We start from the raw sequence: 19,949 nt of genomic DNA, 5'->3' as shown, positions 1-19,949 counted from the left end.
TTGTGGCCGCGCGTCGGCGTCATCCGGAGAAACTTGAGGACGATGTCGTAACGAGTTGTGTGCGGGGAAGTTTGGCGTGTCTGGCCCAAGGCTGCGCCCGGCCGTTCTATTGGGAGAGGCGTACGCAACTGGCACTGCCTAGGCTAGTGCAGCCAAGCAAGGGCCGCCCCGCAGCGAGGGCTGCGTCCCCCTTCCCGAATGGCGCAGCCATTCGAGAGAAGGGGGAAGGCGCGCAGCGCCTCAGGGGGATGTCTCTGCTAAAAATCCACCAGACTCAACCCCACGCTGAACACCGTGCGCTTGCGGTTGTAGTCGATCATGCTGTCGCCATAGCCGCTGAACAGCGAGGTGTGCAGGCGCAGGTTGCTCTTGCTGCCAAACAGGCCGGTACCCAGGGCCTGCAGCCACTCCACGCGCACCGAGCCCCGGTCGCTGCTGGCCAGCGTGTGGCGCACGGTGGCGCCCAGGGTGTTGTCCTTGTTCACGTTCCACAGCAGCGACAGCTCGCCCCGGCCGATGTAGTCGCTGATGCCCGGGTTGTCGTCGCTGCCCGCGCTTTCGGGGATGCGCTTCCAAATGCGGGCGTTCACGCTGAAGCGGTTGTCCAGCTCGATGCCGGTCATGAGGTACGCGCGGTTCCAGCTGCGCGACAGGGGTTTGCTCTGGCCGTTGGACTGGTGCACCAAGCCGATGCCGCTGTAGCGCCACTTCCAGCCAAACGGCAGTTGCGCCGTGGTGGGGTACACGTACATCAGCTCGGGCTCGTGGTCGGTAGCGCGGAAGGGGCGCGAGATCTCGGGCGTGAACAGCTGCCAGTACGACTGCTGCGTGTAGCCAAACCACAGCGAGTCCTTGAGCGTGGGGTGGCCCTGGGTCAGCATGCCCTGGGCAATCTTGGTGCGCACGGACAGCTGGATGCGGTTTTCAGTGCGGCGGTACGGCGTGGAGTCGGTGGCCGAGTTGCCGTCGGCATCCGATGTGGGCTGGCGGTTCACGCTGCTAGATGCCACCACCGACACCGTGATCGGGCGGTAGCCGCGGAAGCTGAACGTGCCGCAGTCCGTGCCCGTCTCCAGCTCCCAGAAGCGGGAGAGGTCGCTGTACTGTGGGTCGCGGCAGCCTTCGGTGCGCGCCACGTCGATGATGCGCGTGGCGGGCAGCGTGGCGTCCACCGGGGGCGGCACGGCCGACGAAGACGTTGCGCCGCTGGCGTTGGCTGATGCCGCGGGGGCTTGCCACGCCTGCCCACCCGCAGGAGCCGCCTGCGCCTGCTCGGCCGCCCAGGCATCAAAGCAGGCCAGGCGCGCCTGGTTGTCGCTGGACAGGGCGGTGCAGCGGCGCAGGGCGGCGTCGGTCCCCGCCGCAGCGCTAGTGGCTGGGGTTGATTGCGCCAGCGCCGCGCCGGCCGGGGCCAGGGCGGCCGCCAGCAGCAGGGCCAGAGAGCGGTGCCGATGGGGCGCAGCGGGCACGTGCGTTATGGCACTCATTGCCAGGCCGCCTGTTTGCGCAGCACAAACGGTGCCGACGGCGTGGTGGGGGTGGGGTGGGCGTTGTTCCATGTTCCGCGTATTTCCTTGCCGCAACTTCCATCGACCACCTGGCCTGTCCAGGTGGCGCTGATGTTGGTGCCGTTGATCGATTCTTCCAGGGTCAGATCGCCGCCATCGACGTCACCACTGACCTGGGCCGTGGTGCCGCCGCGCACCACGGTGCCACGCACGCTCTGTGCCAGCTCGGGGTGCGGGCCCAGTTGCAGCGTGGCCGTGGTGGGCTGGTCTCCCGGCGCAGGGGCCTGCAGCTCGGCGCGCCATTGGCCCTGCAGGTGTTGGTGGTCCATGTCTGCCGCCGTTGGGCATGCCGCGGTGGATTGTGGGCCTCTTTGGCCGATGGCGCTTGTAGGACAAGCGCTGATAGCTATCAAAAGCGCAGCAATGGTCCAGGCGCTGCGGCCACGAGGCAGGGCCGAGCATGGATGGGGATACGTGCTGGGGTGTTTTGCCATGGTGCGTGTGCGCTCTCAGGCGGTGGGCGCCGGGTTGGCGGCCGCAGCGGCGTTGGCCGCCGTGGTAGCCTGGGCTTTGGCCGCAAACTCGGCACGCAGGGCCTTGAGCTTTTCGCGCGGGTCTTCGCGGGCGGTGGTTTTGTCCAGGCCCATTTCGGCAATGAAGCGGCTCGGTTGTGCGGCTACCATTTCGCGCCCTTTTTTGCGGCGCTTGGTCCAGCTCACGGCCAATGTGCGCTGGGCGCGGGTGATGCCCACGTACATCAGGCGGCGCTCTTCCTGCAGGCGCTGCAGCACGTCGTCGGTCACCTTCTGCTGGCGGCCTTCGTCGTCATCGAGCTTGAAGGGCAGCATGCCTTCGGTCACGCCCACCAGCACCACGTGGGGCCACTCCAGCCCCTTGCTGGCGTGCAGGGTGGAGAGCGTGACCATGTCCTGCTCCTGCTCGCGCTCGCTGATGGTGGACAGCAGTGCAATGGTCTGCGACACCTCCAGCAGGCTCTTGGTCTCCTTGGCCACCACGGCGCCAGCGGTGTCGTCGATCTGCCCGCCAGCGCGCTGGGCCATCCAGTCGCAGAACTCCATCACGTTGCTCCAGCGGGCGGCCGCCACTTTTTCGCTGTCTTCGTTGTCGTACAGGTGCTGCTCGTAGCCAATTTCCTTGAGCCATTCGTTCAAAAAGGCGCGTGCCTCTTCGGCGCCATGGGTGCGGCGGGCGCTGTACTCCAGGTAATTGATGTAGCGGCCAAACTCGTGCAGGCCGTCCATGGCGCGCTTGGGCACAGCGGCAGGCAGCATGCCGTTGAACAGCGCGCCGAACATGCTTTGCTTGTGCTGGGTGGCAAAGGCCCCCAGTGATGCCAGCGTGGTGTGGCCGATGCCACGCTTGGGCGTGGTGATGGCGCGCAAAAACGCCGGGTCGTCGTCGTTGTTGATCCAGAGGCGGAACCAGGCGCACAGGTCCTTGATTTCCGCCCGGTCAAAAAAGCTGGTGCCGCCCGAGACCTTGTAGGGGATGTTGGCCTTGCGCAGCGCCTTTTCAAACGGCTTGGCCTGGTGGTTGGCGCGGTACAGGATGGCGAAGCTCTTCCAGTCCGGCGGCGGGTTGCTGGCGGCGCGCAGGCTCTGGATGCGGGCTACGGCGCGCTCGGCTTCGTGCTCCTCGTTGTCGGCATCGACCACGCGCACCGGTTCGCCCTCGCCCAATTCGCTGAACAGCGTCTTGGGAAACAGCTTGGGGTTGGGGCCGATCACGTTGTTGGCGGCGCGCAGGATGGCGCTGGTGGAGCGGTAGTTCTGCTCCAGCTTGATGACCTTGAGGTGGGGGTAGTCCACCGGCAACTTCTTGAGGTTGTCCAGCGTGGCGCCACGCCAGCCGTAGATGGACTGGTCATCGTCGCCCACGGCGGTGAAGTGCCCCTTTTCGCCCACCAGCAGCTTGAGCAGTTCGTACTGCGTGGCATTGGTGTCCTGGTACTCGTCCACCAGCACATGGCCCAGGGCTGCCTGCCACTTGGCACGCACTTCGGGGAAGTCGCGCAGCAAGCGCAGCGGCATGCCGATCAGGTCGTCAAAGTCCACGCTCTGGTAGGCCGCCAGGCGCTCTTCATAGCGCGCCATCAGCGTGGCGATGATGCGTTCGTTGTCGTCCGCCGCCTGAGCCAGCGCCTGCTCCGAGGTCAGGCCCATGTTCTTCCACTTGCTGATCACCCACTGCCATTGGCGCGCCGTGGCCATGTCGGTGGTGCCGCCCGAGGCTTCCTTCAGGATGCCCGTCACATCGTCGGCGTCCAGGATGCTGAACTGGGGCTTGAGGCCCAGCACATGCCCGTCCTCACGCACCATGCGCACGCCCAGCGCGTGGAAGGTGCAGATCAGCACATCCTTGGCCCGCTTGCCAATCAGGTGCCCGGCGCGTTCGCGCATTTCAGACGCCGCCTTGTTCGTGAAGGTGATGGCCGCGATGCGCTTGGGGTCCATCCCTTTTTCGATCATGTGGGCGATCTTCATGGTGATCACCCGCGTCTTGCCCGAGCCAGCCCCTGCCAGGACGAGGCAGGCCCCGTCGGTGTAGTGAACAGCCTGGAGCTGGGCGAGATTGAGACCGGCAGACATGGAGAAGAGGAAACGTGCAGAAAGAGGCGAAGGGGGAACGGGACAGGCGCGTGGCGGTGGGCGCCACGGGCGTGGGGTGCACGCCGAGGGACAGTGCAGCGCAAGGGCGCAATGATACCGGCGTACCCCCCGGCATGCCCTGGTCGCCCACGCGCGACCGGTGCCTGACGGTCGGCTGACAGGGGCGCCCCGCAGCCCATGGGGCAGGCCCTGTGCTCCGGGAAACCCCGCTAGGGGCTTTGTTTTCACAATTTGATACTGGTTGGCGAGTCCCTCCCCCACCGGGAGGGGAGTGTTGTGAACCGAGCACCGCCATGAACCCTGTGATCCCGCCTTCCATCGCTCTGACCGCCGCCACGCCCCCAGCGGGCCGCCTTAGGTTGGCCCTGCCTGCATGGACCGCCTGTGCCGCACTGGCGGCTGCCGGTGTGCTGGCGGGCGCGGCGCTGCTGCCACGGGTGGCGCACGCGCAGGTGGGGGGCAACGCCCCCGTGCGCATCGGTGTGGTGGGGCCTTTCACCGGGCCGTCGGCCGACTTTGGCGTGCCCATGCTCAATGGCATCAAGCTGGCGGTGGACGAGATCAATGCCGTGGGCGGTTACCTGGGCCGCCCGCTGGAGCTGGTCGTCAAGGACGACAGGGCCGACCCCGACCAGGGCCGCAAGGTGTCGCAGGAGCTGCTTAATGAGAAAGTGGTCGCCACCATTGGCTTTTGCAACACCGGCGTGGCGCTCAAGGCCATCGACCTGTTCCAGGACGCCAAGAGCCCGCTCATCGTGCCCTGCTCCACGGGCACGGCCGTCACGGCCAAATACCCCGCGCCCGACAGCTACATCTTCCGCGTGCAGGCCCGCGACGCGATCCAGGCGCCCTTCCTGGTGGACGACATCGTCAAACGCGGCTGGGACAAGGTCGCCATCTTTGCCGACAAGACCGGCTATGGCGAAGGCGGCTACAACGACGTGGTGGCCGCACTGGCGGCCAAGAACCTCAAACCCGTGCATGTGGCGCGCTTTGACCTGGGGGTGAAGGACCTGACGGCCGAGCTGACGGCGGCGCGCAACGCGGGCGCCAACGTGGTCTACAGCTACACCGTGGGGCCGGAGAACGCCACCATTGCCAACGGCAAGAAGGCGCTTGGCTGGAAGGTGCCGCAGGTGGGGCCATGGCCGCTGTCCTTCCCGTTTTTCCTCGAAGGCGCCAAGGACGCGGCCGAGGGCGCGCTCATGGTGCAGACCTTCATCGCCGAGCCCAGCAACGAGCGCCGGGCATCGTTCCTGTCGAGCTACACCCGCAAGTACCAAGGCAAGGTGGCCGTGCCCATGGCAGCAGCCAACGCCTACGACGCCACCTATCTGCTGATGTATTCGTTCCTCGGCATCCGCGACGGCAACCTGAACGGCAAGGCCATCAAGGAGTCGCTGGAGGGCAAGATGAAGACCTACTACGGCGTGGTCACCACCTACGACAAGCCCTTCAGCGCGCAGGACAAGGACGCGATCACGCGCAACATGCTGGTCATGGGCATGGTCAAGAACGGTGCCATCACCTTTGCCTACCCCGAGGATGCCAAGCGCAACCTCATCATCCAGCGCAAGCAATAACAAAAAGCGGGTGCCTGCGCTCGCCACCCGCGAGCCCACCCACCTGACTTTGCGCTGACCACCTAGTGGGCTGCAGGCCCTGGCCGCAGGCGCAACAAGGACAATCGGGCCGTGCTGTCCGTCCTGCTCATCACCTTTCCCTTCTTTGCGCTTGTGCTCTGCGGCTACCTTGCCGCACGGCGCGGCGTGCTGCCGCAGCCGGCCATCCCGGGGCTCAACGCCTTCGTGCTGTACTTTGCGCTGCCCTGCATGCTGTACCGCTTTGGCGCCAGCACGCCCATAGGGCAACTGCTGGACCCGGCCGTGGCGGGCGTCTATGTGCTGTGTGCGCTCGTGATGGTGGGGGCCACGGTGGCGCTCACGCGCAACGCGCGCATCGGCTGGAACGATGCCGCCTTTGGGGCGCTCGTTGCGGCCTTCCCCAACACCGGCTTCATGGGCGTGCCGCTGCTGGTGGCTCTCCTGGGCGCGCAGAGTGCGGGCCCGGCCATCGTCACCATCGTGGTGGACATGGTCATTACCAGCTCGCTGTGCATTGCGCTGTCGCGCCTGGACGGTGCAGGCACCCACGGCGTGGGCGTGGCGCTGAAGAACGCCTTCAGGGGCATGGCCACCAACCCCATGCCCTGGTCGATTGCCCTGGGAGCGCTGGCGTCGGCGCTGCAGTTCAAGCTGCCCGGCCCGGTGGACAAGACCATCGCCATGCTGGCCGACGCGGCCTCGCCCGTCGCGCTGTTCACCATTGGCGCGGTGCTGGCCCGTTCGCAGATGAACCAGCACGAACAGGTGCCCGCGCGCGACTACGTGCCGGTGGCGCTGGCCAAGCTGCTGGTGCACCCGCTGCTGGTGTGGGGCGCAGGTACCGCGGCCATGGCACTGGGGGTGCCGCTCACGCCGTTTGCGCTCACGGTGATGGTGCTGCTGGCGGCCTTGCCCAGCGCCAGCAACGTGTCGCTGCTGGCCGAGAAGTTTGGCGCCAACAACGGGCGGGTGGCGCGCATCATCCTGGTGTCCACCGCGCTGGCGTTCTTGAGCTTCTCTGCCGCCGTCGCGCTGCTGACCTGAGCCGCCAGGCCGCTGCGGTGCGGCGGTGTCAGGCCGCCGGGGGTGTCTTGCGCCCTACCAGATACTGCACTCCCAGCATGCCGTAGAACTCCGAGTGCGGCTCTTCGGCCGCCAGGTGAAAGACATCGCCCGCCTGGTACACGCGTTCTGACGTAGCCGTGGCGATGCGGATATCGCCCGACAGGATCAGCGCCTTGGCCTCGAACGGGTGCGTGTGGTCGCCCAGCATGCCGCCGGCCTCGCGGGTCACGGTGACGGCGGGCTCGAAGCCCTCGCGGGCCAGTTCGTCTGCAAATTGTTCGGGGGTCATGGGGTCTCCTGCTGCGGTACGGGGGCAGTGTAGGTGCGGGCTCAAAGCCAGGGTGGGGGCTCGGACTCTCAAAAATGATAGCTGCCAGCGCATGATGCACTAGCGATACCGCCGGATTTGCTTTCATTTTCATGCGGGGATCGCGCGTGGGCGTCGCCCAGGCAATGTGGCCGTGCCGCTGCCATGCCGCCGCCTTGGCCTGCCTGTCGTTGCCTTCCTGAGATGGCTGCCTTGAGAAAACGATACGAAAAAACATTCGACACGGCATGCTTTTTGCGCCGACGATGCCACGTGGTCAATCCATGCCCACGAACGGACAACAACAGGAGATTCACTATGAGGAAGAGGAATATTGCGCTGTGGGCACTCACGCCCGTGGCCGTTGCGCTGGTGCTGTCGGGTTGCGGCAGCGGCTCGGACAACGACCTGGCCGTGGACAACAATGCCCAGAGCTGCTCGGTGGTGTCCAGCTCCGGATCGGCTGTGGTGGTGGGCTCTGGCGTGGCGGGCGACCCGGCCGCGCCCGAGGCGGCATCGGGCTACCGCCTGGGCTACAAGGCCAAGCAATCGAGCAAATACATGGTGGTGGCCAACACCCCGCTGGCCACCAAGGCCGGCTGTGACGTGCTCAAGGCCGGCGGCACGGCGGTGGACGCTGCCGTGGCCGTGCAGGCCGTGCTGGGCCTGGTGGAGCCGCAGTCCAGCACTCTGGCGGGCAGCGCCTTCATGATGTATTACGACGCCAACACCAAAAAGGTCGTGGCGTACGACGGCCGCGAGACCGCCCCTGCTGCCGCCAACGGCTACTACCTGGTGCGCCAGGACCAGGGCGATGCCTCGTCCCCCGCGCCCGTGCCCAGCGCCCGGCGCAGCGGCCGCTCCATTGGCGTGCCCGGCGTGATGCGCATGCTGGACATGGCCCACAAGGAACACGGCAAGCTGGGTTGGGACAAGCTGTTCGACGAAGGCATCCAGCTGGCCACCAACGGCTACCGCATTCCGGGCCGCATGGGCGACGCCATCAAGGGCAACGCCGCCAGCCTGGCGCTGGACGCGAATGCGGTCGCCGCCTTCTTCAATGCCGACGGCACACCCAAGGCCACCGGCACCGTGACGACCAACCTGCCGTATGCACAGACGCTGCGCACGCTGGCCAGCGGCGGCGCCAACGCCCTGTACTCCGGCCCTCTGGCCGAAGCGATCGTGGCCAAGGCGGCCCAGTCGGTGGGTGACGATGCGGCCAAGACGCCCATCACCCCCAGCCTGATGACGGTGAACGACCTCAAGAACTACCAGGCCAAGAAGCGCGAACCGGTGTGCACCACCTACCGCGCAAGCTACTACGTCTGCACCATGTCGCCACCGTCGTCGGGCGGTATTGCCATTGCGCAGGCGCTGGGCATTCTGGAGAACTTCGACCTTTCCAAATACGGCCCCACCAACCCGACCAACGAAGGCGGCGTACCGAGCGTGATGGGCGTGCACCTGGTGTCCGAGGCAGAGCGCCTGGCTTATGCCGACCGCGACAAGTACGTGGCCGACACCGACTTCATCCCGCTGCCCGGCAAGGGCGTGTCCACCATGCTGGACAAGGCCTACCTCAAGCAGCGCGCGGCACTGATCCAGCCGGACGGCAAGTCGCTGGGAACGGCGTCGGCAGGGGCGCTGGGCGATGTGCCTCTGGGCGTGGACAAGACGGTGGAGCGCGGCACGACGCACTTCTCCATCGTGGACGCCTACGGCAACGTGGTGTCGATGACCTCCACGGTCGAGTCCAGCATGGGCTCGTTCCACATGGTGGGCGGCTTCCTGCTGACCAACCAGCTCACCGACTTCTCGGCCCAGCCGGCTGACGGCGCCGGTGTGCCCATTGCCAACCGCGTGGCGCCCGGCAAGCGCCCCCGCAGCACCATGGCGCCCACGCTGGTGTTCAAGGGCACGGAGCCGGGTGATTTCGTGATGGCCACGGGCTCGCCCGGCGGCGGCACCATCATCCAGTACGTGCTCAAGACCGTGGTCGGCGCGGTGGACTGGAACCTCGATGCCCAGCAAGCCACGTCGCTGGTGAACTTTGGCGCCACCAACAGCCCCACCACCAACGTGGACGGCGCCAACACGGCGCTGGACCTCACCGGGCTGATCGACGGCCTCAAGGCCAAGGGCCACACGGTGAACAACGCCGCGCAGTCGAGCGGCGTGTCCACCATCATGCGGGTCAACCGCAACGGCCAGACCCGACTGGAAGGCGGGGTGGACCCCCGCCGTGAAGGCATCGTGCTGGGTGACGGCGCGCTGTAACCGGCGAACCACGCTCTGACGAGACGGGGGCTGCGTTGAAAAGCGCAGCCCCCGTTGCTTTGTATTGAGGCCGCTGTGTGGGCCTGCCGGGCGGACTTAGATGGCTAGTGGGTCCACGTCCACCAGCCAGCGGATCAACCCCTTGTGCTCCGGCTGGCTGCGCGTGGCTTGCAATATCGGCTGCCATGCGGCCAGAAAGCGCTGCAGGGTGGCGCGGCTGCTGCTCTCCATCAGCATCTGGGCGCGCTCCACATTGGCAACGCGCTGGATCGTGAGCGGCACTGGCGGGAACAGGATCACCGTGCCGTCGGGCAAACCGGGCAACTGCGCGGCGTGGGCGGCGGCGGTGGCCGCGGTCAGAAAGCCCTGCGCCACCTCCTGCGTGCGCGCATCGGCCCGCACCAGCGCCTGGTACGAGAACGGGGGCATGGCCGCCTCTTCGCGCTCCTTGAGCTGCTGGGCGGCGAAGGCCTCGTAGTCGTGCTTGCGCAGCGCCTCGAACACGGCGTGCTGGGGGTGAAAGCTCTGCACCCACATTTCGGGCTGCGTGCCGTGCACCGCTTGGGCGGCCATGTAGACAGCGTCGCGCCCGGCGCGGCCTGCAGCCTGCATCAGCAGGGCAAACAGCCGCTCGGCGGCGCGGAAGTCGCTGCTGAAGAGTGCGCCATCGGGCTGCACCGCAGCCACCAGCGTGATGCGCCGGAAATCGTGCCCCTTAGCGATCATCTGCGTGCCCACCAGCACATCCACCTCGCCCGAATGCACCTGTGCCAGCTGCGCCTCCAGCGCGCCCTTGGCCTTGGTGGTGTCAGCGTCGATGCGGGCGATGCGGGCGGGCGTGCGGTCGGGCCGCAGCACCTCCCGCAGCAGCGTGCCCAGCTGCTCCTCCAGCTGCTCGGTGCCCTTGCCCATGGGGTGGATGTCGGGGCTGCCGCAGGTCGGGCAGTGAAACGGCACGCGCACCGTGTAGCCGCAGTGGTGGCAGCGCAGGGTGCGGTCGGTCTTGTGGAACACCTGGTGCGCGCTGCAGTGCGGGCAGTCGCTCTTCCAGCCGCAGTCCACGCAGTGCAGCACGGGCGCGTAGCCCCGGCGGTTCAGCAGGATCATGCTCTGCTCGCCGCGCGCCACGCGTTCGGTGATGGCCTGCAGCAGCGGCGCGCTGAACACGGTGCGGCGGGGCTGCTGGTTCATGTCCACCCGGCGCACGCGGGCCAGGGCTCCGGCGCCGATGCGGCTGGGCATGTGCAGGCGCACGTAGCGGCCGCCCTCGGGGTCCTCGGCCGTGGGCGGGCGGCTGGCGTGCCAGCTCTCCAGCGACGGGGTGGCCGAGCCCAGGATCACCTTCGCGCCCTGCTCGCGTCCGCGCCAGATGGCCAGGTCGCGGGCGGAGTAGCGCGCGCCTTCTTGCTGCTTGTAGCTGGGGTCGTGCTCCTCATCGACCACGATGAGCCTCAGCCCCGGCAGGCTGGCGAACACCGCCATGCGCGTGCCCAGCACGATGCGTGCGCTGCCGCCATGGGCGGCCAGCCAGCTGGCCAGGCGTTGCGGGTTCGTCATGCCGCTGTGCAGCGACACCACGGCGCCGGGGCCGAAGCGCGGCGCAAAGCGGCCTGCAAACCGCTCCTCCAGCTGGGGCGTGAGGTTGATCTCGGGCACCATCACCAGCGCCTGGGCGGTGGGGTCGGCCTCCAGCATCTCCTGCACGCAGCGCAGGTACACCTCGGTCTTGCCGCTGCCCGTGCTGCCAAACAGCAGGAAGGGTCCTTTTTCTGCAGAAATTCGGGCCCTGGCGCTTTCCTGCTCTGCGGTGAGTGCTATGTTTTCAATAGTGCCTGAGGCGTCTCCAGCGCCCTTGGCCGGGCGCCGCAGCCGCCGCGCCAACTGCTCGGGGCGCAGGTCGCGCAACTGGGGGGGCAGGGCGGCCAGCGCCACCTCGCCCAAGGCGCGCTGGTAGTAGCGCGCCGCAAACCCCACCAGTCGGCGCCACGGCGCATCCAGGGGCGCCACACCCTCCAGCACGCCGGCGATGGGGCGCAGGGTGGCGCCATCGGGCAGCTCGCCAGGGGCCTCGTCGGCATCCCACACCACGCCCAGCACCTCGCGCGTGCCCAGGGGCACACGCACCAGCGTTCCGGGTGAGAGCGGGCGCTCACTGGCGTAGCTCAGCAGGTCGCCGACCCCGCTGTGCGAGGGCGTTTGCAGGGCAACGTGGACGATGTGGGTGGGCATAGACACGGGCTATGGGGTGGCTGGCGAGCTTAGTGCGCGTTGTGGATGTGATCTGGAGCTTTGGCGGCTAAGTGCTTGATTTACCGAGGGTGTGTGAGTAATCCCGGATTTCTGTGGATAACTTTGTTGACATCCCGCCTGAACCCCCGCCCAAGCCGCATGAATACTGGCTGCGAACAGATTGCCCGGAAATGCGGCACTCCAAAAAAATCCTTATGAATCAATCATCTGAAGAAATTTGGCCTCGATTTTTGTGCTAAGCCCATTCGGCGTCTCGATGTTGCGCTGCATCACGTTTTGTGTGCATAAGTCGGACAGCATGGGTTCGTCAAGAGGACAGGCAGCCCCCTTTTTGTGCTAGTGCCGTCATCAGATGTTCATGCATTTCTTCGGTTTGGGCTGCAAGTGGTTGATTTGACAGGGTATTTGTAAGAAATTCAGAATTCCTGTGGATAACTTTGTTGATATCCCTTGGGTTTGCCCCGCAAGTCCTTGTCAAATCGTGCTTTGGTTGGATTGCCTGTCAAAAGAGCAGGGGATTTAAATCCTTATGAATCAACGACTTAGTGCGTTGGCAAGGTTTTTTGGCAAGTTGCAGTCTGCCGTCGTGCCGGGCGTGAGGATGCTCCATATTTGTGCATAAGTGCGCTGGCCGAGCCCCTGGATCTGCGACGAAATGCCCGGGGATTGTCGCAGGGCCCGGAGTCTCTGGCGTCCTGGGTGTCACAGCGCTCCATGTCGCTTTGCTTCAAGACGGCGCAGCGGCTTGTGGCGACGATGCCGCCATGGCTACTTACTCTTCTTCCCCCATGACAGAGGCGCCCACCACGGAGCGCGACGGTTTTGTGCTGGCCCGGCTGGACGAGGTGGTGCAAGCGGCGCGCACGGACAGCCTGTGGTTCATGACCTTCGGCCTGGCGTGCTGCGCGGTCGAGATGATGCACGCCGCCATGGCGCGCTACGACCTGGACCGCTTCGGCATCATCCCGCGCTCCAGCCCGCGCCACAGCGACCTGATGATCGTTGCCGGCACCCTCACCAACAAGATGGCGCCCGCTATCCGCAAGGTCTACGACCAGATGCCCGAGCCGCGCTATGTGATCTCCATGGGCTCGTGCGCCAACGGCGGTGGCTACTACCACTACAGCTACTCGGTGGTGCGGGGTTGCGACCGCATCGTGCCGGTGGATGTGTATGTGCCCGGCTGCCCGCCCACAGCCGAGGCGCTGCTCTACGGCATCCTGCAGTTGCAGGCCAAGATCAAGCGGCCCCGGGTGATCCAGCGTTAAAAAGCAGCTGGATTAACTGCGCCGCAGCAGCCAGTCCGCATCGTCGCCCGGCCGCTGGGTGTGGGCCTTGAGTGCGGCAGGGGGCCTCTCGAACAGGGCACGCGCCTCGCGGCTGAAATGCGCCTGATCGGCGTAGCCGTGGCGCAGTGCGGCATCAAGGGCCCCGGCGTTGCCGTCGCGCATGGCCAGCAGCGCATGTTCGGCGCGCAGCATGCGTTCGATCTCTCCCGGCCGCAGGCCCGTTAGCTGCCGGGTGCGGCGCTGCAGGTGCCGGAGCGTCCAGTCCAGCGTGGAGGCCAGGGCCTGGCGTGCGCCGCGCTGCCATGCCTGGTGCAGCACCTGCAGCCAGGCGGCGTGCCGGTCGGCCACGGCCGCCCAGCGCGGGGCCAGAAAGTCCACGCACAGCGCCTGGCGCGCCCCATGGTCTGGCGCCGCGTGGACGGCCGCCAGGAAGGGGTGCCACTCCTCGGGCAGCCAGGTCACCGCGTCCGTGATGCGGTCGGTCAGCGGCGCCAGGTCCTGACCGGTCAGCAGCCCCAGCGCGCCGGGCTGGAACGCCAGGCAGAACGAATCGCCATCGCGGGACGAGACCGAGTGGTACGGATGGCGGTGGGCGCCCGAGAGTGTGATGGCCGGTAGGGCCGCTGCCGTGGTCGCGCCCGCACATTCCACGAGCCGGGCCGTGCCCCGCGTGAGCCAAATGATGCCGGGATAGGGGCTGGGCGGCACGCGTGTGTCCGCCGGGGTGTGGGGCGGCTGGCGGCCCAGGTCGCGCCAGAAAAAGGCGCGCACGCAGTCCGCGAGCGCGCCGGGTGGGGCTTGCAGGGCCGAGGCGGGCAGCGCCTGCGGGCCGGTGGGTGGCTCCGCTGGCGGCGGTGCGGGATGTTCCATTGCCATCACCTGGTCCCTGCCGGGTGCGCCGCGCGGTCTGGAGCACTCGCCCGGGCGATCAGCCCTGGCGCTGCGCGCGCGAGTGGCTATGCACCGCCTCCACCAGCGCCGCCACATGCTCGGGCGGGGTGAACTGGCTGATGCCGTGGCCCAGGTTGAAGATGTGCGTGGGGCCGGTGGTGCTGCGGTCGGTGTGGGGCTTGCCAAAGCTGTCGAGCACGGCATGCACTTGGGTGACGATCTGCGCAGGCGGCGCAAACAGCACGTTGGGGTCGATGTTGCCCTGCAGTGCCTTGCCGGGGCCGCCCACCTGCCCGCCGACGATGGCGCGCGCCTTGCCCAGGTTGGCCGTCCAGTCCAGGCCCAGCACCTCGCAGTCGATGTCCTTCATGTCTTCGAGCCAGATGCCGCCGCCCTTGGTGAAGACGATGCGCGGCACGTCGGTGCCATCCACGCCGGTGCGTTTGAGCTGGGCCAGCACACGCTTGGTGTAGGCCAGGCTGAATTCCTGGAAGGCACCATCGGCCAGCACGCCGCCCCAGCTGTCAAAAATCATCACGGCCTGGGCACCCGCGTCGATCTGGGCGTTGAGGTAGGCGGCCACGCTGTCGGCATTCACGGCCAGGATGCGGTGCATCAGGTCGGGGCGGCTGTACATCAGTGTCTTGACGAGGCGGTAGTCGTCCGATCCCTTGCCTTCGACCATGTAGCAGGCCAGGGTCCAGGGGCTGCCCGAGAAACCGATCAGTGGCACGCGGCCGTTCAAGGCCTTGCGGATGCTGGTGACCGCATCGAACACGTAGCGCAGCTTGTCCATGTCGGGCACGGCCAGCCCGGCCACGGCGGCTTCGTCGCGCACCACCTTGGCAAAGCGCGGGCCTTCCCCCTCGGCAAACGACAGGCCCAGGCCCATGGCGTCGGGCACGGTGAGGATGTCGCTGAACAGGATGGCCGCGTCGAGCGGAAAACGCTCCAGCGGCTGCAAGGTCACTTCGGTGGCGTACTGGACATTGGTGGCCAGGCCCATGAAGCTGCCCGCCTGGGCACGCGTGGCCTTGTACTCCGGCAGATAGCGCCCCGCCTGGCGCATGAGCCACAGGGGCGTGTAGTCGGTGGCCTGGCGGCGGCAGGCACGCAGGAAGGTGTCGTTGGCAAGGGGGGCGAAGGTCATCCTGCGATTGTCGCAGGCCGACCGCCGGTGTCGCTATCCGATGCGGCTGCGGAAATTGACGCGCATCAAGCCGGAACCACGGTGGGTCGGCTCAAGGGTGCCTACCGCTCCGCGATGTAGTGCGACATCCGCACCACCTCGCCCGGCGCCAAGAACGCCCGTACTTCCGTCTCCAGCGCCTGGTCGGCCATGGTCGCGCGGGCGCGCTGGTGCAGGTAGTCGGCCCAGGACTCGACGATGAAGCGCTCCACATAGCGCGAGGGTTCGCCCAGGTCCTTGTACACGCGCCAGAAGGTGGCGCCGTCACGGCGGCGTGGGGCCTTCATGCGGCTGATGGTGTCGAGGAAGGCGGCGTCGGTGCCGGGGGCGATGCGGTAGCCCACCTCCACGGCCACGGGGCCTGCTTCGGGCAGGGGCTCGGCTTCGATGAACAGTTCATCCCAGGGCGTGGCCTGGGTCACCTCGTGCAGCGCACCCATGCGCAGCGGCATGGGGCGGGCCAGCAGCAGGCCCACGCCCATCAACGCGGCGGCGACGCAGAGCGTGGGCGTGAGGCCCAGGATGTCCGACGCCGCGCCCCAGAAGGCCGAGCCCATCGCAAACGCACCCAGCGCCGCCACCATGTGCATGGCCACGGCGCGCGAGCGCACCCACTGCGGCGCGCTGGCCTGGGTGGCGGTGTTGAAGGTGGACATGGCCGACATCCACGCCGCGCCCGCAAACAGCATGGCGATGTAGACCACCCAGGTAATGTGGGTGAGTGCCGCCACCAGCATGGCGATGCCAAACACGACGCCGCCCGTGCCCACGATGACCTCCATGCCAAAGCGTGCGCGCAGCCGCCCCAGCACCAGGCCCACGCCCACGGCGCCCGTGCCCAGGCAGCCCATCAGCAAACCGAAACCCGGCGCCCCCGTGCCCAGGCGCTGCGCAATCACCGGCAGCAGCGCCCACAGGGCCGAGCCCGCGGCGCTGAAGGCCATCACGCGCACCAGTTGCGCCAGGATCATGCGCGAGTGCCAGGCAAAGCGCAGCCCGCTCAGGGTGCCGCCCCAAAGGCGCTCGGCGGGCAGCTTGGAAGGCGGGTGCGCCTTGGGCGGCCAGCGGCGGATGGACTCCCACATCACCAGCGTGGTGGTGACGGTGATGGCAAACACCCAGCCTGCGCCCAGCTGCGCAAACACCAGGCCCGCCAGCGTGGGCCCCACCGCGCGCGCCGCGTTGTAGGCAATGCTCACGGCGGTGATGGCCTGGGGCCATTCGTCACGCGGCACGGGGTCGATGACCGACGAGTTCCACGCGGGCGTGAGCACCGCCGTGCAGCAGCCGCACACAAACACCAGGAACAGCACCGAGGCCGACCCGCCCCAGCCGCCCAGCACCAGCAGCGTGAGCAGTGCACTGGCCCCCGCCTGCGCCAGCAAAGCGCCTGAGATCAGGCGCCGCCGGTCGGTGGTGTCGGCCAGCACACCGGCGGGCAGGGCCAGCAGGAACATGGGCATGAACACGGCGGTCTGCACCAGCGCGGCCAGAAAGGACGAGCCCGTCAGCTCCACCATGAGCCAGGCCGCCGCCATGGTCTGCATGCCACTGCCCACAAAAAAGATGCCGCCACAAATCCACAGGCCCCGGAACGCGGGTTGGCGCAGGGGGCTCCACAAAGAGGTCGAGTGCTGGGACATGGAGGGTGGCGTTGGGTGTGCGTGGGTCGTTGTGGGACAAGGGGAGCGCGTGCGTGCCGTGGGCGGGTGGCTCAGGGCGGGTTTGAGGATATCGCCGGTTCCCCGTTTTGGGGCAACGCCATGCTGCAAACCCCCTCAATCCACATGCCGTCCACCGCGCAGTCGGTAGGTGCGCGGTACATCGGTGCGGGTGGCGACCAGCGCTTCGGCACGCCGCTGCATGTCGGCCAGGGCCTGGTCTAGCCCAGCTACCGCCTCGGCACCCAGCCCGGCCAGCAGCTCCTGGTTGAGCGCCTTGACCTGGGGAAACAGCTCGTCGTGCACGGCCTGGCCCGCCGTAGTGAGCGACAGCCGGGCCTGGCGCCGGTCGCCAGGCATGGCGTCGCGGGTGATGAGTTTCTTGGTCAGCAGCGAGGTGATGGCGCGCGAGGTGCGGGCCCGGTCCAGCCCCAGGCGCTGGGCCAACTCGGCCGGGGGCATGCCGGGGTGCTGCGCCAGCATCATCAGCAGCCCCCACTCGCGGCGGGTGATGCCGTAGCCGCCTTCGCACAGCCGCACCACCAAACTGCCTGCCACCGCGATCAGGCGGTTGAGGCGGTACATCAGCAGGTCGTTGGCGGCCTGCGGGTGGGCCAGCCGGTGGCCGGGCGCGGCGGGTGGTTTGGGGGCCGGGGCAGGCATCAGGGTATTTCCGGGCAATGATTGATTAGATCAATTGATTGTGTGGCCAATACAGTCCGGCCATCCACCCCCCTGCGCGGCTGCGCAGGCCCCGCCATCGCCCCTGGAGATTTCGACCATGCGCAAACCCTTTGCTTTTGTGCTGACCGCCGCACTCGCCCTGTGCGCCACCCCGGCCCAGGCGCAGGACACCCCGCTGCGCATCGTGGTGGGCTACGCCCCTGGCGGTGCGACCGACCGCGTGGCCCGCATCGTGGCCGACAAGCTGGGCACCAAGCTTGGCACGCCCGTCATCGTGGAGAACAAGACCGGCGCGGGCGGCCGCCTGTCGGCCCAGGCTGTCAAAGCCGCGCCCGCCAACCAGCCCACGCTGCTGCTGGCCAACCCCGCCGTGATGCTGGTGGCGCCGCTGGTGTTCCCCGATGCGGGTTACGACCCCGAGCGCGATTTCCGCCCCGTGAGCCACGTCAACAGCTACGAATTTGGCGTGGCCGTGGGCAGCGCCGTGCCGGTCAAGGAGCTGCCGCACCTGATGGCCTGGCTCAAGGCCAACCCGGACAAGGCCAACTTTGGCGTGCCCGCCACGGGCAGCCTGCCGCACTTTTTTGGCCTGATGGTGGGCGACGCCGCCAAGGTGCGCGCCGAGGTGGTGGGCTACCGGGGCTCGGCCCCCCTGCTCAACGACCTGCTGGGCGGCCAGGTGCCCGTGGCGTTCGATACGTTTGACACCCTGCTGCCCCAGCACGAAGCCGGCAAGATCCGCATCCTGGCTGTGTCTAGCGCCAAGCGCAGCGCGCTGGCGCCCCAGATTCCTACGTTCAAGGAAGCCGGCATGGACCTGGCCGCCACCGGCTGGAACACCTTCTTTGCGCCCATGAGCATGCCCAAGGCGCAGGCCGAGCGCTTGGCCAGCCTGATCCATGAGGTGATGAAGGACCCCGACACCCAGCGCAAGTTTGCGACCGCCAAGATGGAGCCCGTGGTGGCGACCATGGCGCAGACCGAAGTCATGCTCAAGGCCTATCGCGCGCAATGGGCGCCGGTCGTGCAGCGTTCGGGCTTCAAACCTTGATAGGAAGCACCCCCTGAGCGGCTGCGCCGCTTCCCCCTCAAGGGGGACGGCGGCCTCGCTGCGGGGCGGCCCTTGCTAGCCGCCCCTCGCATGGGCCGTGCCAGTTGCGCAGGTCGCAGCCCACGTTCAGTGACATTGGATCTCAGAGATGAAAACGCACTCCCGCCCCAACATCATCTTCATCGTCGCCGACGACCTCGGCTATGCCGACCTGGGCTGCTATGGCGGCCGCGAAGCGGCCTTTGGCCCCGTGTCGCCGGTGCTCGACCAATTGGCCGCCAACGGACTCAAGCTCACGCAGGGCTATTCCAATTCGCCCGTCTGCTCGCCCACACGTTTTGCGCTGATGACGGCGCGTTACCAGTACCGCCTGCGCGGCGCGGCCGAGGAGCCCATCAACAGCAAAAGCCGGGGCAGCACCACCCTGGGCCTGCCGCCCGAGCACCCCACGCTGCCGTCGCTGCTGCGCGCAGCGGGCTACCGCACGGCGCTGATGGGCAAGTGGCACCTGGGCTACCCGCCCGCGTTCGGGCCGCTGCGCTCGGGTTACGAAGAGTTCTTTGGACCCATGTCGGGCGGGGTGGACTACTTCACCCACTGCAGTTCCAATGGCGCCCACGACCTGTACCTGGGCGAGGAAGAAAAGCAGCAGGACGGCTACCTCACCGACCTCATCACCGACCACGCGCTCGACTATGTGCAGCGCATGGCGCCGGGCGCGCAGGCCGGCACGCCGTTCTTCTTGAGCCTGCACTACACCGCGCCCCACTGGCCCTGGGAGACGCGCGACGACGAGGCGCTGGCGCAGGAGGTGAAGACGAACCTGTTCCACCTGCACGGCGGCAACATCGAGACTTACCGCCGCATGATCCACCACATGGACGAGGGCATTGGCCGCATCATGGCGCTGCTGGAGGCAAAGGGCCTGGCGCGCGACACGCTGGTGGTGTTCACCAGCGACAACGGCGGCGAGCGCTTCTCGGACAACTGGCCGCTGGTGGGCGGCAAGATGGACCTGACCGAAGGCGGCATCCGCGTGCCCTGGATCGCCCACTGGCCTGCGGTGATTGCGCCGGGCGGCGTGAGCGCGCAGACCTGCATGACCATGGACTGGTCGGCCACCATGCTCGACGCCGCAGGCGCCGCCGCACATGCGGACTACCCGCTGGACGGCCGCTCGCTGATGCCGCTGCTGCGCGATGCCAGCCTGCACGACGAGCCCCCGCTGTTCTGGCGCATGAACCACCGCGGCCAGCGCGCCATGCGCCAGGGCGACTGGAAGTACCTGCGGGTGGACGGCAACGACTACCTGTTCAACCTGGCCGACGACGAACGCGAGCGCGCCAACCGTGCGCCCGTGGAGCCCGAACGCCTGCAGGCCATGCGCGCCGCGTGGGAGGCGTGGAACGCATCCATGCCCGCCATCCCTGACGACGCCACGGTGAGCCTGGGGTATTCGGTCAAGGACATGCCGCAGCGTTGAGCCTGGCGGGCAGGCATCCGTAGGGAGTGTTTGGGCGGGCTTGCCCTGTTGCCTGCC

General features: G+C 67.6%; 15 protein-coding genes. 6 read left to right on the top strand and 9 right to left on the bottom strand.

Annotated features, from left to right (window positions below; genetic code table 11):
- Nucleotides 1-257: 257 nt before the first annotated feature.
- From ACOYR4_RS20675 to ACOYR4_RS20665, 3 genes are all read right to left on the bottom strand, one after another.
- The gene (locus ACOYR4_RS20675) at nt 258-1,487 is read right to left on the bottom strand and encodes a phospholipase A (RefSeq protein ID WP_422847891.1); all 1,230 of its coding nucleotides are present in this window, start codon (nt 1,485-1,487) and stop codon (nt 258-260) included.
- On the bottom strand, nt 1,484-1,837 hold the full coding sequence (locus ACOYR4_RS20670) for a hypothetical protein (RefSeq protein ID WP_238990895.1): 354 nt from the start codon (nt 1,835-1,837) through the stop codon (nt 1,484-1,486). Before ACOYR4_RS20670 ends, ACOYR4_RS20675 begins: the two co-directional genes overlap by 4 nt.
- Before the next feature lie 180 nt (nt 1,838-2,017).
- A complete protein-coding gene (locus ACOYR4_RS20665) occupies nt 2,018-4,117 on the bottom strand; it encodes an ATP-dependent helicase (RefSeq protein WP_422847890.1) in 2,100 nt (699 codons plus the stop codon).
- Nucleotides 4,118-4,431: 314 nt separating this feature from the next.
- Between ACOYR4_RS20665 and ACOYR4_RS20660 the strand changes: the two genes are divergently transcribed.
- Together ACOYR4_RS20660 and ACOYR4_RS20655 are read left to right on the top strand one after the other, a co-directional pair.
- The gene (locus ACOYR4_RS20660; protein WP_343735636.1) at nt 4,432-5,721 is read left to right on the top strand and encodes an ABC transporter substrate-binding protein; all 1,290 of its coding nucleotides are present in this window, start codon (nt 4,432-4,434) and stop codon (nt 5,719-5,721) included.
- Nucleotides 5,722-5,832: 111 nt separating this feature from the next.
- Entirely contained in the window at nt 5,833-6,786 is a 954-nt protein-coding gene (locus tag ACOYR4_RS20655; protein WP_110961831.1) for an AEC family transporter, read from the top strand.
- 28 nt (nt 6,787-6,814) lie between these two features.
- On the opposite strand, the gene ACOYR4_RS20650 is transcribed toward ACOYR4_RS20655, so the two are convergent.
- Complete coding sequence (locus ACOYR4_RS20650) at nt 6,815-7,096, bottom strand: cupin domain-containing protein (RefSeq protein WP_422847889.1); 282 nt, start codon at nt 7,094-7,096, stop codon at nt 6,815-6,817.
- A 336-nt stretch (nt 7,097-7,432) separates the two neighbouring features.
- On the opposite strand from ACOYR4_RS20650, the gene ACOYR4_RS20645 reads away from it, so the two are divergent.
- Nucleotides 7,433-9,394 carry a gamma-glutamyltransferase family protein gene (locus ACOYR4_RS20645; RefSeq protein ID WP_110961833.1) on the top strand — a complete coding sequence of 654 codons (1,962 nt, stop codon included), beginning with the start codon at nt 7,433-7,435 and terminating at the stop codon, nt 9,392-9,394.
- A gap of 96 nt (nt 9,395-9,490) precedes the next feature.
- Here ACOYR4_RS20645 and priA read toward each other — a convergent pair whose 3' ends face one another.
- Complete coding sequence (gene priA, locus ACOYR4_RS20640; RefSeq protein ID WP_422849692.1) at nt 9,491-11,623, bottom strand: replication restart helicase PriA; 2,133 nt, start codon at nt 11,621-11,623, stop codon at nt 9,491-9,493.
- Nucleotides 11,624-12,432: 809 nt separating this feature from the next.
- Here priA and ACOYR4_RS20635 point away from each other — a divergent pair.
- Nucleotides 12,433-12,912 (top strand): NuoB/complex I 20 kDa subunit family protein, encoded by a 480-nt coding sequence (locus ACOYR4_RS20635; RefSeq protein ID WP_209820560.1) that lies wholly within the window; start codon nt 12,433-12,435, stop codon nt 12,910-12,912.
- A gap of 12 nt (nt 12,913-12,924) precedes the next feature.
- Here ACOYR4_RS20635 and ACOYR4_RS20630 read toward each other — a convergent pair whose 3' ends face one another.
- The 4 genes from ACOYR4_RS20630 to ACOYR4_RS20615 all read right to left on the bottom strand — a co-directional run bounded on the left by ACOYR4_RS20630 (nt 12,925) and on the right by ACOYR4_RS20615 (nt 17,337).
- Nucleotides 12,925-13,803 carry a helix-turn-helix domain-containing protein gene (locus ACOYR4_RS20630; protein ID WP_422847888.1) on the bottom strand — a complete coding sequence of 293 codons (879 nt, stop codon included), beginning with the start codon at nt 13,801-13,803 and terminating at the stop codon, nt 12,925-12,927.
- Between the two features lie 58 nt (nt 13,804-13,861).
- Entirely contained in the window at nt 13,862-14,974 is a 1,113-nt protein-coding gene (gene hemE, locus ACOYR4_RS20625) for a uroporphyrinogen decarboxylase (protein ID WP_422847887.1), read from the bottom strand.
- Between the two features lie 101 nt (nt 14,975-15,075).
- Nucleotides 15,076-16,656 carry an MFS transporter gene (locus ACOYR4_RS20620; protein WP_209820563.1) on the bottom strand — a complete coding sequence of 527 codons (1,581 nt, stop codon included), beginning with the start codon at nt 16,654-16,656 and terminating at the stop codon, nt 15,076-15,078.
- A gap of 135 nt (nt 16,657-16,791) precedes the next feature.
- Nucleotides 16,792-17,337, bottom strand: a complete 546-nt coding sequence (locus ACOYR4_RS20615; protein ID WP_422847886.1) for a MarR family transcriptional regulator — start codon at nt 17,335-17,337, stop codon at nt 16,792-16,794.
- A gap of 118 nt (nt 17,338-17,455) precedes the next feature.
- On the opposite strand from ACOYR4_RS20615, the gene ACOYR4_RS20610 reads away from it, so the two are divergent.
- Both ACOYR4_RS20610 and ACOYR4_RS20605 read left to right on the top strand, forming a co-directional pair.
- Nucleotides 17,456-18,409, top strand: a complete 954-nt coding sequence (locus ACOYR4_RS20610) for a Bug family tripartite tricarboxylate transporter substrate binding protein (protein WP_422847885.1) — start codon at nt 17,456-17,458, stop codon at nt 18,407-18,409.
- A 148-nt stretch (nt 18,410-18,557) separates the two neighbouring features.
- Complete coding sequence (locus ACOYR4_RS20605; protein WP_422847884.1) at nt 18,558-19,892, top strand: sulfatase family protein; 1,335 nt, start codon at nt 18,558-18,560, stop codon at nt 19,890-19,892.
- The last annotated feature ends 57 nt before the right edge of the window (nt 19,893-19,949 follow it).

Source organism: Acidovorax sp. M14 (assembly GCF_049331375.1).
Taxonomy (GTDB): Bacteria; Pseudomonadota; Gammaproteobacteria; order Burkholderiales; family Burkholderiaceae_C; genus Acidovorax.
This window is presented reverse-complemented; position numbering and strand designations above follow the sequence as displayed.

Coding starts and splice junctions, on each gene's coding strand:
- ACOYR4_RS20675 (WP_422847891.1), bottom strand. CDS start 1,487: ATGAGTGCCATAACGCACGTGCCCGCTGCGCCCCATCGGCACCGCTCT.
- ACOYR4_RS20670 (WP_238990895.1), bottom strand. CDS start 1,837: ATGGACCACCAACACCTGCAGGGCCAATGGCGCGCCGAGCTGCAGGCC.
- ACOYR4_RS20665 (WP_422847890.1), bottom strand. CDS start 4,117: ATGTCTGCCGGTCTCAATCTCGCCCAGCTCCAGGCTGTTCACTACACC.
- ACOYR4_RS20660 (WP_343735636.1), top strand. CDS start 4,432: ATGAACCCTGTGATCCCGCCTTCCATCGCTCTGACCGCCGCCACGCCC.
- ACOYR4_RS20650 (WP_422847889.1), bottom strand. CDS start 7,096: ATGACCCCCGAACAATTTGCAGACGAACTGGCCCGCGAGGGCTTCGAG.
- ACOYR4_RS20645 (WP_110961833.1), top strand. CDS start 7,433: ATGAGGAAGAGGAATATTGCGCTGTGGGCACTCACGCCCGTGGCCGTT.
- priA (WP_422849692.1), bottom strand. CDS start 11,623: ATGCCCACCCACATCGTCCACGTTGCCCTGCAAACGCCCTCGCACAGC.
- ACOYR4_RS20635 (WP_209820560.1), top strand. CDS start 12,433: ATGACAGAGGCGCCCACCACGGAGCGCGACGGTTTTGTGCTGGCCCGG.
- ACOYR4_RS20630 (WP_422847888.1), bottom strand. CDS start 13,803: ATGGAACATCCCGCACCGCCGCCAGCGGAGCCACCCACCGGCCCGCAG.
- hemE (WP_422847887.1), bottom strand. CDS start 14,974: ATGACCTTCGCCCCCCTTGCCAACGACACCTTCCTGCGTGCCTGCCGC.
- ACOYR4_RS20620 (WP_209820563.1), bottom strand. CDS start 16,656: ATGTCCCAGCACTCGACCTCTTTGTGGAGCCCCCTGCGCCAACCCGCG.
- ACOYR4_RS20615 (WP_422847886.1), bottom strand. CDS start 17,337: ATGCCTGCCCCGGCCCCCAAACCACCCGCCGCGCCCGGCCACCGGCTG.
- ACOYR4_RS20610 (WP_422847885.1), top strand. CDS start 17,456: ATGCGCAAACCCTTTGCTTTTGTGCTGACCGCCGCACTCGCCCTGTGC.
- ACOYR4_RS20605 (WP_422847884.1), top strand. CDS start 18,558: ATGAAAACGCACTCCCGCCCCAACATCATCTTCATCGTCGCCGACGAC.